14 protein-coding genes are annotated in these 15,235 nt (G+C 37.3%); all 14 read left to right on the top strand.

Annotation, left to right across the window (positions count from 1 at the left end; all coding sequences use genetic code 11):
• The first annotated feature begins 5 nt into the window (after positions 1 to 5).
• The 14 genes from pyrE (at position 6) to LMU01S_RS01680 (ending at position 15,150) form a co-directional block, all read left to right on the top strand.
• Positions 6 to 632 carry an orotate phosphoribosyltransferase gene (pyrE, locus tag LMU01S_RS01745; RefSeq protein WP_056960527.1) on the top strand — a complete coding sequence of 209 codons (627 nt, stop codon included), beginning with the start codon at positions 6 to 8 and terminating at the stop codon, positions 630 to 632.
• 149 nt (positions 633 to 781) lie between these two features.
• Positions 782 to 1,723 carry an LCP family glycopolymer transferase gene (locus LMU01S_RS01740; RefSeq protein WP_056960529.1) on the top strand — a complete coding sequence of 314 codons (942 nt, stop codon included), beginning with the start codon at positions 782 to 784 and terminating at the stop codon, positions 1,721 to 1,723.
• A 427-nt stretch (positions 1,724 to 2,150) separates the two neighbouring features.
• Positions 2,151 to 3,101, top strand: coding sequence for a LysR family transcriptional regulator (locus LMU01S_RS01735; RefSeq protein ID WP_056960531.1), 951 nt, complete (start codon positions 2,151 to 2,153; stop codon positions 3,099 to 3,101).
• A gap of 194 nt (positions 3,102 to 3,295) precedes the next feature.
• Positions 3,296 to 4,222, top strand: a complete 927-nt coding sequence (locus tag LMU01S_RS01730) for a manganese-dependent inorganic pyrophosphatase (protein WP_056960533.1) — start codon at positions 3,296 to 3,298, stop codon at positions 4,220 to 4,222.
• Between the two features lie 211 nt (positions 4,223 to 4,433).
• Entirely contained in the window at positions 4,434 to 5,192 is a 759-nt protein-coding gene (locus LMU01S_RS01725; RefSeq protein ID WP_056960535.1) for a DeoR/GlpR family DNA-binding transcription regulator, read from the top strand.
• A gap of 122 nt (positions 5,193 to 5,314) precedes the next feature.
• On the top strand, positions 5,315 to 5,851 hold the full coding sequence (locus LMU01S_RS01720) for a biotin transporter BioY (RefSeq protein WP_056960537.1): 537 nt from the start codon (positions 5,315 to 5,317) through the stop codon (positions 5,849 to 5,851).
• A 115-nt stretch (positions 5,852 to 5,966) separates the two neighbouring features.
• Positions 5,967 to 7,127, top strand: coding sequence for a pyridoxal phosphate-dependent aminotransferase (locus LMU01S_RS01715; RefSeq protein WP_056960539.1), 1,161 nt, complete (start codon positions 5,967 to 5,969; stop codon positions 7,125 to 7,127).
• Between the two features lie 71 nt (positions 7,128 to 7,198).
• A complete protein-coding gene (gene murI, locus LMU01S_RS01710) occupies positions 7,199 to 7,984 on the top strand; it encodes a glutamate racemase (RefSeq protein ID WP_056960541.1) in 786 nt (261 codons plus the stop codon).
• Between the two features lie 70 nt (positions 7,985 to 8,054).
• A complete protein-coding gene (locus LMU01S_RS01705) occupies positions 8,055 to 8,966 on the top strand; it encodes a DMT family transporter (RefSeq protein WP_056960543.1) in 912 nt (303 codons plus the stop codon).
• A 303-nt stretch (positions 8,967 to 9,269) separates the two neighbouring features.
• Positions 9,270 to 9,737, top strand: coding sequence for a hypothetical protein (locus tag LMU01S_RS01700; protein WP_056960545.1), 468 nt, complete (start codon positions 9,270 to 9,272; stop codon positions 9,735 to 9,737).
• A gap of 15 nt (positions 9,738 to 9,752) precedes the next feature.
• Positions 9,753 to 10,592 carry a metallophosphoesterase family protein gene (locus tag LMU01S_RS01695; RefSeq protein WP_056960547.1) on the top strand — a complete coding sequence of 280 codons (840 nt, stop codon included), beginning with the start codon at positions 9,753 to 9,755 and terminating at the stop codon, positions 10,590 to 10,592.
• A gap of 86 nt (positions 10,593 to 10,678) precedes the next feature.
• Positions 10,679 to 11,602 (top strand): tyrosine-type recombinase/integrase, encoded by a 924-nt coding sequence (locus tag LMU01S_RS01690; protein WP_056960549.1) that lies wholly within the window; start codon positions 10,679 to 10,681, stop codon positions 11,600 to 11,602.
• A 349-nt stretch (positions 11,603 to 11,951) separates the two neighbouring features.
• Positions 11,952 to 13,898 carry a class III lanthionine synthetase LanKC N-terminal domain-containing protein gene (locus LMU01S_RS01685; protein ID WP_056960551.1) on the top strand — a complete coding sequence of 649 codons (1,947 nt, stop codon included), beginning with the start codon at positions 11,952 to 11,954 and terminating at the stop codon, positions 13,896 to 13,898.
• Positions 13,870 to 15,150 (top strand): MFS transporter, encoded by a 1,281-nt coding sequence (locus LMU01S_RS01680; protein ID WP_056960553.1) that lies wholly within the window; start codon positions 13,870 to 13,872, stop codon positions 15,148 to 15,150. The genes LMU01S_RS01685 and LMU01S_RS01680 overlap by 29 nt, the downstream gene beginning before the upstream one ends.
• Positions 15,151 to 15,235 lie beyond the last annotated feature (85 nt).

Genomic DNA, 15,235 nt, shown 5'->3' with positions numbered 1-15,235 from the left:
AGTAAATGAAAGAAATCGCAAAAGACTTACTCAAAATTCAAGCTGTAAAATTATCTCCTAATGAACCTTTTACGTGGGCAAGTGGGATCAAAAGCCCGATCTATTGTGATAACCGTTTAACGATCAGCTATCCTAAGATCAGAACAGCGATCGCCAAAGGAATTGCAGAATTGATAAGCGAAAAGTATCCAAAAGTCGAGGTGATCGCAGGGACAGCTACGGCAGGGATCCCACATGCGGCTTGGATCGCTGCTGAATTAGACTTGCCACTGGTTTATGTTCGATCTAAACCCAAAGATCATGGGCGTGGTAAACAGATCGAAGGTGTTTTGCATCCTGGAGCTAAAACAGTCGTGATCGATGACCTTTTATCAACAGGGGGCAGTGTCTTAAAAGCTGTTAAAGCTGCGCAAAATGAAGGAGCCGATGTTTTAGGTGTTGGAGCGATCTTTAGTTATCAATTGCAAGCGATCGTTGATAATTTTAGGCAAGCAGATCTGAGTTATTTTACCTTGACTAATTACTCAGAATTATTAGAAGCTGCTGTTGAAACTAACTATATTTCAACGACAGAACGCGCAGCCTTGGAAAAATGGCGCCATGATCCTGAAAACTGGTCAGCTAAAGCCTAAATGATAAAATGACCATCCGTACACATTGGATGGTCATTTTAGATTTTTATCCTTGCTATGAAAGGCTTTTGTTATACAAAATTTAGGAATATTGGTATAATATACAAGGTTTATTTTTATTAATATAGATACTAAGGCGGTGATTGTTGATGCCTGATGAACAACATAAACATAAGCATCATCATAAGAAGAAAAAACGTTGGTGGAAGTGGGTCTTGATCGCATTGGGACTCTTTTTGCTAGTTGACGCAGTTATTGTAGGCAAACTTTATTTCGATGCCAAAAAAGCTGTCGATGTTACATATAAGGCTGTCAAACATGACGACAAGCGCACCGGCAGTGTCAGTTTAGATAACGGACAACCGTTTTCAGTCCTTTTATTAGGAAGTGATACTGGTGAGTATGGTCGAACTGAACAAGGACGTTCGGATACGATCATGGTAGCAGCTGTTACACCTAACAAGACTGAATTATTGAGTATTCCACGAGATACTTTAGTTACGATCGCAGGCCATCCAGGCAATAATAAGATCAATGCAGCTTATTCATATGATGGAGTTTCTGGAGCATTGAATACATTACAAAGCTATTTAGATATTCCGATCGACCATTATATCGAGATCAATATGAAAGGTCTTGAACAGTTATCAGAAGCGATCGGTCCGGTCAAAGTCGATAATGATTTAGAATTTACGAACTTAGATGTTCATTTCCCTAAAGGTGAAGTCACGATCGATGCTGATAATATCTTAGCTTATACTCGGATGCGTTATGAGGATCCGCGGGGCGATTACGGACGACAATTGCGCCAACGCCAAGTCTTGACTGCTTTAGTAGAAAAAGCAGCTTCGATCGATAGCCTAGCTAAATACCATAGTATTTTGAATGCTATTTCGGCTAATATGAAAACTGACTTAACATTTGATGATATTAAAGATATCGTAACTAATTATGGTGGGGCTAAAAATATTGATCAGATCCAACTCAAGGGTAATGGTCAAATGATCGATGGTGTCTCATATGAAGTCGTACCAAAGGAAAACTTGGATGAAGTTCGCTCTCAATTGAAGCAAACGTTAAAACTTAAGTAATTAAAATTAAAGTTGAGAATTAATTAATTCTCAACTTTTTTTCATATATTTTCGTTGAAATTTAGAGTAAGTGTTAGTATACTGATACTATAGTACAAATCATAACAAGATAATTTTTTGTTTATTGTTTTGTGCTTGCGTATTTGAAAATAGTAGATCATGTGGAAGTTATCTACTAGCTATAACGGTAATTTATGGGTGGAAGCATAGATTATCGTTTTTTTATTTATTTTATATACTATATTCATTAATTTATCAAAATTTCTAGTAGTTATAGAATTTTTCACTTATAATAGAATTATTACCCTTAGAGAGTTCAAAAAGTTTTAACATTACTATCATAATATAGTATAATTATTTATATAAGGATAAGATATTTGGCATTTGAATTAATGAAGTATAATGCTACGGGAAAGGATATACTTATATGAAGACACAACAAGAAAACATCTTTTCATCAAAGACGTTGACCTATTTCTTGCAATTAGCTGAAACGATGAGTTATACCCAAGCAGCTCAGATCTTGGGGATCACACAACCGGCATTGACTCAACAAATAAAGAAATTAGAGCGAACAGTCGGAGCACCACTATTTTATTCAGTTGGTAAAAAGTTGCACCTTTCTGATGCAGGCTACACTATGTTAGATGCAACTCACCAGATCTATGAAACATTAAATAAAGCAGCTGATGAGATCCAACAATCAACAAGTGCGACTCAAGGGACGATCAACATTGGGATCTTAGCTTCGATCGAGGATCAAGTCTTCACGGATTTTGCGATCGAGTATTACGAAAAAAATAACGGTATCAAACTTTCCACACATATGTTAACGCGTAAGGAGATTTGGGAGCGCTTAGAAAATAATACGATCGATTTAGCGGTAATGTATCTTCCAGATGAAAGTATCAAAAACTGGAAACCATACGAAACTAAAAAGATCATCACCGAAGACCTGATCTTTTTGCACAACAACGAACGCTTAGAAAAGCGTAAGCGAGTGCGATTCAAGGACACTTTGAACAATAAATGGGTGACATATCCACCACAATACTACTTAAATGATACGATCAGAGAAGCTTATAAAAATGCAATGGTCGATCATCCTAATAGTGTAGCTCACTTTGCAACACCGGAACAACTTTTTGAATTTGCTAAACGAACTGGTAGTTATACTGCACTACCAATGTCGTTTGTGACGGCTAAAAATCATGGTGAGATGGGGATGGCGTTATTTGAACCAGAGATCAAGTTCGATTTGGCCTTTGTCTTTAGACGTGGTAAAGATCAGATCCCACGTATCAATAGTTTTTTGAAAACTTTTGACAGCTATCTAGCTAAAAAAGATTACGTTTCACGTCTCAAAGAAAGCTTATAAGTTAGCAGCCTCACATAAATGGGCCCACCACGATGCAATAAGTATCGTGGTGGGCTCTTTTTGTAGTATCAAACCCAATGTTTGAAAGTCAAATAAAAGACTTATGTCACAGCTTTTTTATTGTTATTTAAGTTTAGCTAGTTGTGTGGTAGAATTATTAAAGTTAGGAATACTTTAGATGGGAGATATTTTTGATGAAAGAATTAGTTTTCGGACATAAAAATCCAGATACAGATGCGATCGTAGCTGCTAAAGCTTACGCCTTTTTACAAAACGCTTTGGGCAATGAAGTCGAAGCTGTGGCTTTGGGGACACCAAACGAAGAAACAAAATTTGTTTTAGAACATTTTGAAGAACCAGCACCACGTGTGATCGAAAAGGCAGCACCTGAAGTTGAAGCTGTAATGTTGGTCGATCACAACGAAGAACAACAAAGTGTTGCTGATATTGCTGATGTGACAGTCACACACGTTGTCGATCATCACCGGATCGCTAACTTTGCGACAGCAGCACCTTTGTACTATCACGCTGAGCCAGTTGGCTGTACAAGTACGATCATTTACGGTGAATTCGTGCAAAATAACGTTGAGATCCCAGCTAAATTAGCGGGTTTGATGTTATCTGCTATTATTTCTGATACTTTACTATTCAAATCACCAACAACTACAGCTAAAGATGAAGCTGCTGCAAAAGCTTTAGCCAAGATCGCTAATGTAGATCTTGAAGCTTATGGTCTTGAAATGCTTAAAGCTGGTACAAACTTGGCAAGTAAGACAGAAGAAGAATTGATCACAGCCGATGCAAAATCATTTGACATGGGCGGTAAGACGGTCCGTGTCGATCAAGTAAACACAGTTGATCTTGATGAAGTTTTTGCACGTGAAGCTGCTTTACGTGTAGCTATCGAAAAACAATCAGCTGCTGAAGGTTATGATCTGTTCTTGTTGATGGTAACTAATATCTTAGACTCCAACACACGTCTTTTAGTCGTTGGCGAACCTAAGGAAATGGTCGAAAAGGCCTTTGAAAAAGAATTGGTGGCTGACAAAGTTGATCTACCAGGTGTTGTTTCCCGTAAGAAACAGATCGTCCCACAATTAGAAGCAGCTTTTAACGCTTAAAAGTTGATCTGATCAAGTATAGTGCATGCGTTCATTTAAGGACGTATGCGCTTTTTATTTTTCAGGGGGAAAATAAACCTGGATTTACTAAAATAAGCTACTTTTTTAAGTGAGTTCGCCTATTTAAAATAAGTACATCATTATAAATACTTTTAATTGCTGATAATTAAAGGTATAATAATCATAGATAATTAGTTAAGAGGTGCGCTTGATGAGTCAAGAAAAGAGAATTGAATTGATCAAACAATTATTAGAGGAAAGGCAGGAATTATCGACTAAAGATATCATGCAGGAATTTGGGATCTCACAAGATACTGCGCGACGTGATATCGTGTTGTTAGCTAAACGTGGTGAAGTTAGACGTACACATGGTGGGATCTTGCCATTAGATTTTGGGCGTAGCGTACCAAACTTTCAAAGCCGGTTAGCTCGTTTCACTAAACAAAAAACGCAGATCGCCTTAGCAGCCGCGACCTATTTTAAACCGCATCATGTTTATTTTGTCGATTCGTCGACGATCTTATTGAAGACTTGTCAAAATATCAATATGCCCCTAACGATCGTGACTCATTCTTTAGATAATTGTATGGCTTTAGCTGAGCATAATAAGGTACGGGTCAAGGTTTTGAGTGGGACTTTGAATCATGAAAATCGTTATTTCTATTCAAATTTAGCGATCGAAGAATTACAAAATGTCGTATTTGATACAGCCTTTATTGCTGCATCCGGGATCGATGAAAATGGTGCTTATTTACTTGATCAAGATGATGCTCAGATCGTTGGAATGGCGGTCAAACGGGCGCGTAAAGTCATTTTGGTAGCCGAACATCAAAAGTTTGTCAATAAATCCTATTACCGTATTTGTCCTTTGGATAAGATCTCGTTATTTATCACCGACCAAGCACCGACCCCAGAACAACGTGCAATGTTTGCTCCTGAAACTGAGATAATCGTGACAAAAGAAGCCTAGCAAAAAGAAGCCTGCTAGCTTCTTTTTTTATAGATATAGTAAACTTTCGATTTCGTTAAAGTTGACAAAGGGATTTGAAACTCGTATGCTTATGATATTGATAGTAGAGAGGATGAGTGAATTTGAAGAATAAATTATATTACATATCTTTAGCTAGCATCATGCTCGCCTTACTGATCGTTTGTTCACAATTAACGATCCCCTTGCCCATGATACCGTTGACGCTTCAGACATTGGCTGTCGGCTTATTAGCCTCGATCTTACCGCTAAGATATAGTTTACAGACCATTTTAGTGTATCTATTACTAGGGTTTATCGGTTTACCGGTCTTTGCTAATTTTAAAGGGGGACTAGGCGTCTTATTTAGTAATACTGGGGGCTATTTATTAGGCTTTTTAGTTTATGTTATGATTGTTGGCTCAATGGCCGCTAAAAAGCAAACATTTAACTGGTTATTACTGGCTAACAGCTTAGGAGCCCTAATGCAGTTATTATGTGGTTCACTGTGGTTACTTGTGATCAGTGATATCAACTTGGAGAATGCTCTATTGATCGGAACAGTTCCTTTTCTTCTTCCAGGGGCAATTAAGGTCATTTTAGTATGCATATGCGCACAGATCTATTATCGCAAATTTACCAAACGAAGTGTCAAGATATAACAATGCAAAAATGCAGTCATATGGGCTGCATTTTTAATTTGCTGAAAATTCTTTGGAAATTTTAATCTATCTGCTATATAATGGAGTAAATTTAAAAAAGTGAGGTACTGTTTTTATGCAAGCTAGATTTAACCATAAGATCGAAGCCATTGCTGTATCAGACATTCGGAAATTCGATATGGAAGTCAGTCAGATCGAGGGGATCATTAAGTTAACATTAGGGGAACCGGATTTTAATACACCGGAGCATGTAAAACAAGCTGCGATCGCGGCGATCAATGCAGATCAGTCACACTATACACCTAATTCGGGGATAATGGAGTTGCGGCGGGCTGCCGCTAAGTACTATAAGGAAAAATATGCTCTAGATTATACTCCAGAACAGATCATTACGACGGTGGGAGCAACTGAAGCGATCGCAGCGAGTTTGCAAACGATCTTAAATCCAGGAGATACAGTCTTAATGCCAACACCAGTCTTTCCGATCTATGCTCCGATCAGTCAGCTAAATGGAGCTGATGTATTACAAGTTGATACGAGCGCTGATGGTTTTATTTTAACACCTGAAAAATTACGTGCTACTTTAGAAGCAAATAAAGATAAAAATATCAAAGCAGTCGTGTTAGTCTACCCAAGTAATCCAACCGGGGCAACATATACAAAAGAACAACTAGTTGCTTTGGCTAAAGTGATCGCTGAATATGATATTTGGGCTTTATGTGATGAAGTCTATGCTGAGTTGACTTATGAAGGACAACATGTTTCCTTAGCAAGCTTCTTACCCGAAAATACGATCGTGATCAGCGGTCTATCTAAATCACATGCGATGACTGGCTGGCGATTAGGCTTTATTTTAGGGCCCAAAGATTTCAGTGAACAAGTTGTCAAAGCACATCAATATATGGTAACAGCACCAACGACAAATGTTCAATTTGCTGCTTTAGAAGCATTGACTAAAGGAAAAGATGATGCCTTGAGCATGCGTAAGGAATATCAAGCTAGACGTGATTTTATGCGCCAAGCTTTAACAGATGCTGGCTTTGAAGTGGTCAAACCAGATGGTGCCTTTTATTTATTTGCTAAGATCCCTGCTAAATGCGGGCATGACTCATGGAAGTTTGTTCGTGAGTTAGCCAAAAAAGCTAAAGTTGCTTTGATCCCAGGTGTTTCATTTGGTCAAGGCGGCGAAGGGTATGTGCGTTTAAGTTATGCTGCTTCTATGGATGACCTCCGCCAAGCAAGTGAACGCATCAAAAAATTTACTGATAATTATTAAGACTACTCCTCACTGTCAAAAAGTGTTAGAATATTTAATTGTGAATAATGCAGTAGAGATGAGGAATAGTGATGACGGAAAACAAGGCTTTAGCTCCGATCGGAGTATTTGATTCAGGTCTCGGCGGCATCAGTGTCTTACGTGAGATCTATAAGCTCATGCCAAATGAGCGCTATTATTTCTTTGGGGATTCGAAAAATGCCCCTTATGGTACCAAAAGTGTAGCCAAAGTCAAAGCTTTGAGTGAAGCGATCGTAGAGGATTTTATCCAACAAAAGAAAGTCAAAGCGATCGTGATCGCTTGTAATACTGCGACAAGTGCTGCGGCCACATATTTACGTCAAAAGTACCCAGAAATTCCGATCGTCGGACTGGAACCAGCTGTTAAACCAGCTATTTTGCATCAAACAGATTCTAAAGTCTTAGTGATGGCGACTCCATTGACTTTAAAGGAAGAAAAATTCAATCATTTGATGGAACGTTTTGCTGATCAAGGTGAGATCATCAAGCTACCAGCACCTAAGTTAGTTGAGTTTGTCGAAAAAGGCGAATTAGATTCAGCAGAATTATATGCATATTTAGAAGATATATTAGCACCGTATAAAGGAAACGTTGATTCAGTCGTTTTGGGATGCACGCATTTTCCATTTGTTAAAAAAGCGATCCAAGATGTTATTGGAAAAGATATCGCTGTTTTTGACGGAGGTGCAGGAGCAGCACGTGAGTTGAAGCATTTATTGACGCAAAAGCAATTACTTTCACCCAACCAAGCAGTTGGTGAGATAACTTTTGAAAATAGTAATGCCACACCGGGTGAGCTCGAGTTGAGCCAAAAACTGATGAACTTGGCGGATTAACACAGTCACTTTGAGCTGAGAAGATCTCTCAGCTCTTTTCTTTGGAATTTTTTAGATAGTGAGGATAACAATGACAAAACAACAAAAACTCTGGACGCTACTGACGATCTTGTCGACTTTTCTTTGGGGCGTGTCGGGCTTATTTGCTAAATTCATTTTTGAGCTCGAGCCTAAATTGACTCCACTTTTATTGAGTCAGATCCGGATGCTTGGTGGGGGGCTAGTATTATTAGCCTTGGCCAGCTATAAAAAGGAAGCTCCCTTAGCGCTTTGGCAAAATAAGCAAAGTGCAAAAACGGCGATCGCTTATGGGCTAGGCGGAATAATTCCAGTCCAATTTTGTTATTTCATGGCGATCAAATTAGGTGATGCTTCGATCGCAACGATCTTACAATTTGTTGGACCATTTTTCATTATTTTGTATCTAGTTGTCTTTCAAAAGCAACGACCACGCCGGATCGAAGTGATCAGTGCGTTGGTGGCATTTTTAGGTGTAGCTTTGCTTGCAACGCATGGTGATCTGACTCAATTAGCGATCACACCGGCTGTTTTGATCTGGGGCTTACTTTCAGCAGTTGGCGGGGCAGCTAATACTTTGATCCCCCGTAGCTTATTACAACATTATTCTTCAACGGCGGTGACCGGTTGGGGCTTGTTGATCGCTGGGATCGGTTTGACCGTGATCCATCCAAGCTTTGAATCATTTTCTGTGACATTTGAATTAGTATTATTAGTTTTAGCTGTTGTCGTTTTAGGGACGATCATTCCGTTTCAACTTTTTACTAATGCTTTGAAATATATCCGCCCCACCACAGCTAGTATGCTAGATGCCTTTGAGCCAATAGCAGCAACGATCGGTTCGATCATCTTTTTTGGCCTACAACTCAGTGGAGCAGACCTGTTAGGCTCATTTTTGGTCATTATTGCTGTTTTAGCCTTGAATTGGCGTCCAAGAAAAAAGAAATTTACCAATAATGTCTAAGTGAAGAGATACTCGTCGTAAATATTGGCGAGTATTTTTTAGCTATATTTTTAAAACGTTTCCATAAGTTATAGCTAAAACTTAGGAAAAATGATAGTATATTATTATTGGAATTAGTTCGTATACTGAGATCTACTATTTAACTGGAGTGACCGTTTCGGAAAGTTAAAAATGTGCGGGAAGAGTTGCTCATAGTTCGTTAGATGGAGGTCTCAAGTTTAGGAAGGGAAAAACTATATTTCTTTCGCAAGTATAATTAATAAAGATTATGTTGTTTCACATTTTATATAGCTGAAAAAGTCAATGTTAGAAAAAATTCGGGTCAGGCGTCGTTCAAATGAAGTGATCAGTATTGGCGATGTTGTTAACTATCGCAAAGCCACATTTGTTGTAATAAATATTTTAAGAATTAAAGTTGTTCCACGTGCTACAGGTGAATTTATCTATTATGACTGTTTATGTCAACAGCTCCAAACGCCAGATCTGTCGGCTGAATATACGACGACTCAAGCCGAGATCATGTATCAACCGCACGAATTTCGTGAAGTCTCTGAAGTTGGCGAATTTATCTATGATGAAAGTACCGGGATCTGGGTCCAGATCGATGCCATTTTGAATGTACGCTTTGAAGATAAAAATATGTATGTTAAATATGAATTCGCACCGGTAGTCGAGTGGTCAAATAAAGAGATGCAAACGGCAGTAGTCAAGCAACGACGTAAATGTATGAAATTATTGAAACCAAAGACTAACAATTTGGTAAATGATTAAGATAGGGATGGTTTGATGGCTAAAATAGCGATAATTTCGGATATCCATGGTAATTTGACAGCGTTAGAGGCTGTTATTGCTGATATCAAAGCTAAAGCAGTTGATGAGGTCTGGGTCTTAGGTGATATTTTGATGCCTGGACCGGGGGGGAAACAGATCTTAGAATTACTCCATTCATTACAGCCGACCGTATTTATCCGGGGCAATTGGGATGATCTGTTGTTACACGGGTTAGCTGGTAAGATCGAATTGATCAAACCTAGTCATGTATATTTTTCTAAATTAGCAATGGCTTGTGGTCAAGATCTAGGGCAAGCTGAATTAGAATTTTTAGCTAAAAATCCGATCCAACAAACACTTAGACGTGGTCCATTGACGATCAGTGTCTCACATAATTTGCCAGATTTAAATTATGGTCAAAAGTTGTATCCTACGCGACCACAAACAGACTTTGATGCTGTTTTAGCGGGGATCTCGGCTGATCTAGCAGTCTATGCGCATGTGCACCATCAACTGATGCGTTATACGACTGCAGAACAGATCGTGTTAAATCCTGGGTCAGTCGGTGAACCATTTTGTGATTGGAAAAAGTTCCAAGCTGATCTTAGAGCACAGTATGCTTTGCTAGAGATCGATGACGCTGGGATCGGCGGGATAGCTTTTTGTAAAGTCGCCTATGATCACCAAAAAGAATTGGAATTAGCTAAAAAAGCCAATATTCCATACCTAAAGCTTTATGAAAAACTTTTGACGACCGGTAAAGTCTATACACATGATCAAGAATTATTAGCCCAGTATAATGAAAAGTGTGGTTATGAACAAGAAGTACGCGCTTATCAAAATAAAATGCGATAAATAAAAAGTTACTTTAACTTTAGTAAAAATAAACGATCCCCAGCTTATTTAAGCTGGGGATCTAACAACCAACAGGAGGAATTTTTATGGATCTACAAACTAGCCAAGCTACACAATTAGCAGAGATCGATTATTTAGAACGCTTTATCAATTTTATCGATGCTTCACCTAATACGATCCGTACTTATAAAACCTCATTAAAACAATGGTTTAATTACACCAAACAACAACAGATCACAAAGCCGACTCCGCAAGATGTCAAAAATTATCGCGAATCTTTGCTAGCAATGGGGTTACGACCAACGACCGTTCAAAATTATCTAATGGCGGTCAAGCAATTTTTCAAATGGACCGAAGAAATGGGACTTTACCGTGATATTGCTAAAAATGTCAAGGGTTTAAAGCTAGGAACGGAACATAAAAAAGATTACTTGACCTCTAAGCAAGCGGCGGCAGTTTTGGAAAATATCGATCGCAGTACACTCAAAGGTAAACGTGATTATGCAATGTTAGCTTTGATGTTGACGATGGCCTTACGAACGATCGAGGTCAGACGGGCCAATATTGAAGATATGCGTGTCAGTGGTGATGTGGTCGTTTTATATGTTCAAGGTAAAGGACATATTGAAAAAGATGCACCGATCAGAATGCCCGACCAAGTTGAGACTGCGATCCGTGAATACTTACGTGCTCGCAAAGAATTCAATAGTCAAGCACCATTATTTGCCTCGACCTCCAACAATAATTTAGGCAAACGGCTTTCGACACGAAGCATTCGTGGGATCGTCAAAAAATGTTTTATTGCAGCTGGCTACAATAGTCCACGCTTGACTGCTCACAGCACACGCCATACCAGTGCAACGCTCAACTTATTGAATGGAGCAACTTTAGAAGAGACACAACAGCTTTTACGGCATACAAACATTCAAACGACTGAGATCTATGCCCATCATTTGAACAGTTTAAATAACAAGAGTAGTGATCGGATCAGTGATGCGATCTTTAAGTAAACGTTATTATTGAAAGCAATAGTTAAAAGAAAAAGCCAGAAGAAATTTTTCCAGATACAAAATTTCTTCTGGCTTTTTAACTGCATCTCACCTTAAAGGCAGATACCGGTTTTGATAGATAATGTGTAGTCGTTATTTACTTCTTCTACTTCGACTTTTTGTAATTCACGTACATCCATGATAACGTCCTCCTTTCTTTTAGGTTGATCCTATTATATATCTTATTCCATTAAATACAAGATATTTCTAATTAAAATTATAATTAATAAATTCTAATCAGAAAAATATTATTATTTTTTCTCTCGTTGTGCTATAGTAGCCTTAAATTAAGGCGATAGGGGGGAGCACAATGTATCCAGTTAATAAATTTTTAAGCAGCTATGAGTTCAATGGTTGGACAGTCAGTTTACATTATAAATTACCACATCAAGGGTGGAAGATCCATGTTTCTGCCACTTATAAGAACTATCAAACAGTGTTAAATCACGTTGTTTGGTTAGCAGAAAAAATGAATTTTTCATTTAAATTTGCCTCATCTTCAAAATTAGTAGAGAAATTACTTGATACTCATAGTGTCCGAGAGAGCGGCGGGAAATTGATCACTATTTATCCTAAAAATCAAACACATTGCTTATTTTTATTAAAAGTTTTTTCTAAATTATTAGGGAGATTTCCTGGACCAAATGTTTTATCAGATAATCAGTTCGCTGGTACAGATAATATTTCTTATCGCTACGGCATTTTTGAAAATAAAAGTAGTGAGTCATTATTTTATAAAGGTAAATCATACGAAGATAAACGTTTACCATATTTTGTTTTGCCACCGTTTATCAAAAACGACCCATTTGCTAAGTATGTTTATCCAAAGAAATCAACCGACCCACATTGGAAAAATTTGCATATAGAGGGAGCTTATAAAAGTACACTAGGGGGTGGTGTTTACTATGGAACTTACTTAAAAGAGAAGCTAATCGTCTTAAAAGAAGGGCGTTTTGGTGTTGGAATAGGTACAGATCAGGCGATCGCTAAACGTAAAAATGAATGCCAGATTTTAGATAAATTACAGGGAAAGCATTACCCACTTGTTTTGGGAAATTTTACGACTCAAAATAACTATTATTTAATCTTACAAAAAATTACTGGTCTTACATATTACGAATACTTTGCTACAAATGGTCCAGTTGTTGTTGAAAAAAATTTATGTGAAAAATCCATGACTGATTTTATCGAAGTTATTAAAAATCTCATTTCTGTGGTAGCTTATGCGCATAGAAAAGGAATTATTTTACGAGATATAAATCCAGCTAATGTTTTAGTGGACACCCGAACACGGGAGGTTTATTTTATTGATTGTGCTGATTCGATCTTTATTGATTCACAATCTTGTGAAAAAATAAAGACTCTGTGGTATACCATCCCTGAGAAAAGATATAATACTTATGCTGAAGATTGGACTAAAGTTGCTTGGCTGATCTTGGATGGGTTAGGTGGAGTCAATCGGAACTTATGTTTAGCAAATTATACTCAAGTTCGTGAAATCTTTTCAAAAGTTATTAAATATCAAGGATTTTCGTCAAACTGGCTCGCTATTATTGAAAAACTTTATACTGAGGAAAACGAAAGTACTAAAGTTAGCCAGCTTCTGGACAATCCTCAATTAAAAAAAGTTCAAACTACGATAAATCAAAATAAAAAGCTAGGTCAACTACATTTACTAGAAAGTGAACTTAATTCGTATTTGTTAGAGGCATTATCAGAAAGAGATCGAACATTACTGGCAAAGTTTTCTAATAAAACATGTAAAAACGTCAGCAAATTTATCAAAAATGAATTGCAAAGGTTTACATGTCAAGATGATATGCTTTATTTAAAAAGCGGTTCAGTCTATTCGCCTTATATTAACGGTGGAGCAGCGGGAAGGTTATATATCCTTGTAATTTTGGCAACTAAATTCGAATTGATCGAGTTATTTCCACAACTAGAAAAATTTCTGAGTAAATTTAGTGGAAGATATGTTAAAAATGCAACGATTTCTTCGGGCGCTGCTAGTTTAGGGATGCTTATGTTGTACGCTTATGTTATCACCGGAAATAAAGAATATCTACAATACGCATATAAATGGAATGAATTAGTTGAAGTTTTATCGTTTTCATTATCAGGACAAAAAGTCTGGGCTAACTATCAGTTCGAAAGTAAACTAGATGAAAGTTTCAATAACGGTAATACTGGTATTAGATATTTTCAAAGTTTACTGAGGGGGGATAACTATGAATTTAAAAAGGGGGACAAATGCTAAATTGATCGGTGTTTTACGAAAAAAGAAACATGTACGTTATTTGCTATGTGCTAAGTTTGTCAATCGCATCGGAAGTGCACTATACAACTTGGCTTTATTGACTTTAGCTGCTAAACAAACATATAGTACTTTAGCGATATCATTAGTAAAATTGGGGGAAAATTTACCTGGCTTGCTTGATCCTGTCTTAGCTTACATGACTGATCGAGAAACTAAACGCCTCAAAAAAGCTGCTTTACTTAATATAGCCCAAATTTTGCTTTATTTTATGCTTGCTTTTTTGTTGCTTAAATACCAGATGCCACTAGCTTTATTTGTATTTATCTTATTAGCAAATGTATTGTCAGATCTACTCGATAGCTATATGGGTAAGATGTTTACTCCGTTTTCAAAAACTTGGATCGACCAAAGTGAACGTCGCGAAATTTCTTCACTGGATATTGTTTTATTCAGTTTAAGTATAATTATCGGTCAGCTTGTTGGTGCACAATGGTTAGTCATATATCCCAATAATTTTTGGGGACTAGCACTTTTGAATGCTGTAACCTTTGCTTTGAGCTTGTTTTTTCTAAAAAAGATCAAATTCGATGATACAGTAAAAACGGTAATGTCAGCAAAAAATCATTTCTCAGTTACTGATTTTTTGCAAAAGATGAGACTAGCGTATTCGCATATGCAACAAAAACATGTTCTGCAGACTATGTGGTTACTTACGTTTGTCAAAGTGATAGCCATGGGATATGGATTGCTACTAAACGTTGCCATGGTTTCGACTAGTAACTTACGCTTTGGAAGTTATTCGCAAACTTTAGTCGTTTTACAACTCACTTCTTTTATCGGACTAATTTTAGGTTCATTTTTACGATTTAATTGGTTAGAAAAATTGAGTTATGGGCAACTTATTATGTTGGCTAATGGAGCGCTTGTATTTGCTATAGGCAGTTGCTTTCTTGGATTACCATTAGGATATACGCTGTTTTTTAAATTGATCGGTGTCATTCTTAGTGGATACATGACACCTAAATATTATACTGATCTGCTCCAGGTCATTGATGAAGAACAGCTAACTCGTGTTGATAGTCTTATCAATTTCGTTTTATTGATATCATCCCCACTAGGTATCTTACTGACAACGATCTGTCTGCAACTTTTTAGTTTAAAAACTTCGTGGCTACTTGAGCTTGGTGCAGCGCTCCTTTTTATAATAGTCGGAGAGATCGTGATCTATCGAAATAAGCGTCGCTATGGTTAGGGTATTAGGATCTTAAAAAAAGGATAAAATAGATTTAATAGAGGCTTTGACATGTTCTCTAGATGAACATAGAACTTGATCTAAC

It is taken from the genome of Ligilactobacillus murinus DSM 20452 = NBRC 14221, from assembly GCF_001591685.1.
GTDB classification, from domain to species: domain Bacteria; phylum Bacillota; class Bacilli; order Lactobacillales; family Lactobacillaceae; genus Ligilactobacillus; species Ligilactobacillus murinus.
Note: the sequence above shows the minus strand (reverse complement) of the source record. Positions and strands in the feature narration are given on the sequence as shown.

What these genes read in the sequence shown, in the direction of transcription:
- pyrE (WP_056960527.1), top strand. Translation starts at nt 6, where the DNA reads ATGAAAGAAATCGCAAAAGACTTACTCAAAATTCAAGCTGTAAAATTA.
- LMU01S_RS01740 (WP_056960529.1), top strand. Translation starts at nt 782, where the DNA reads ATGCCTGATGAACAACATAAACATAAGCATCATCATAAGAAGAAAAAA.
- LMU01S_RS01735 (WP_056960531.1), top strand. Translation starts at nt 2,151, where the DNA reads ATGAAGACACAACAAGAAAACATCTTTTCATCAAAGACGTTGACCTAT.
- LMU01S_RS01730 (WP_056960533.1), top strand. Translation starts at nt 3,296, where the DNA reads ATGAAAGAATTAGTTTTCGGACATAAAAATCCAGATACAGATGCGATC.
- LMU01S_RS01725 (WP_056960535.1), top strand. Translation starts at nt 4,434, where the DNA reads ATGAGTCAAGAAAAGAGAATTGAATTGATCAAACAATTATTAGAGGAA.
- LMU01S_RS01715 (WP_056960539.1), top strand. Translation starts at nt 5,967, where the DNA reads ATGCAAGCTAGATTTAACCATAAGATCGAAGCCATTGCTGTATCAGAC.
- murI (WP_056960541.1), top strand. Translation starts at nt 7,199, where the DNA reads ATGACGGAAAACAAGGCTTTAGCTCCGATCGGAGTATTTGATTCAGGT.
- LMU01S_RS01705 (WP_056960543.1), top strand. Translation starts at nt 8,055, where the DNA reads ATGACAAAACAACAAAAACTCTGGACGCTACTGACGATCTTGTCGACT.
- LMU01S_RS01700 (WP_056960545.1), top strand. Translation starts at nt 9,270, where the DNA reads ATGTTAGAAAAAATTCGGGTCAGGCGTCGTTCAAATGAAGTGATCAGT.
- LMU01S_RS01695 (WP_056960547.1), top strand. Translation starts at nt 9,753, where the DNA reads ATGGCTAAAATAGCGATAATTTCGGATATCCATGGTAATTTGACAGCG.
- LMU01S_RS01690 (WP_056960549.1), top strand. Translation starts at nt 10,679, where the DNA reads ATGGATCTACAAACTAGCCAAGCTACACAATTAGCAGAGATCGATTAT.
- LMU01S_RS01685 (WP_056960551.1), top strand. Translation starts at nt 11,952, where the DNA reads ATGTATCCAGTTAATAAATTTTTAAGCAGCTATGAGTTCAATGGTTGG.
- LMU01S_RS01680 (WP_056960553.1), top strand. Translation starts at nt 13,870, where the DNA reads ATGAATTTAAAAAGGGGGACAAATGCTAAATTGATCGGTGTTTTACGA.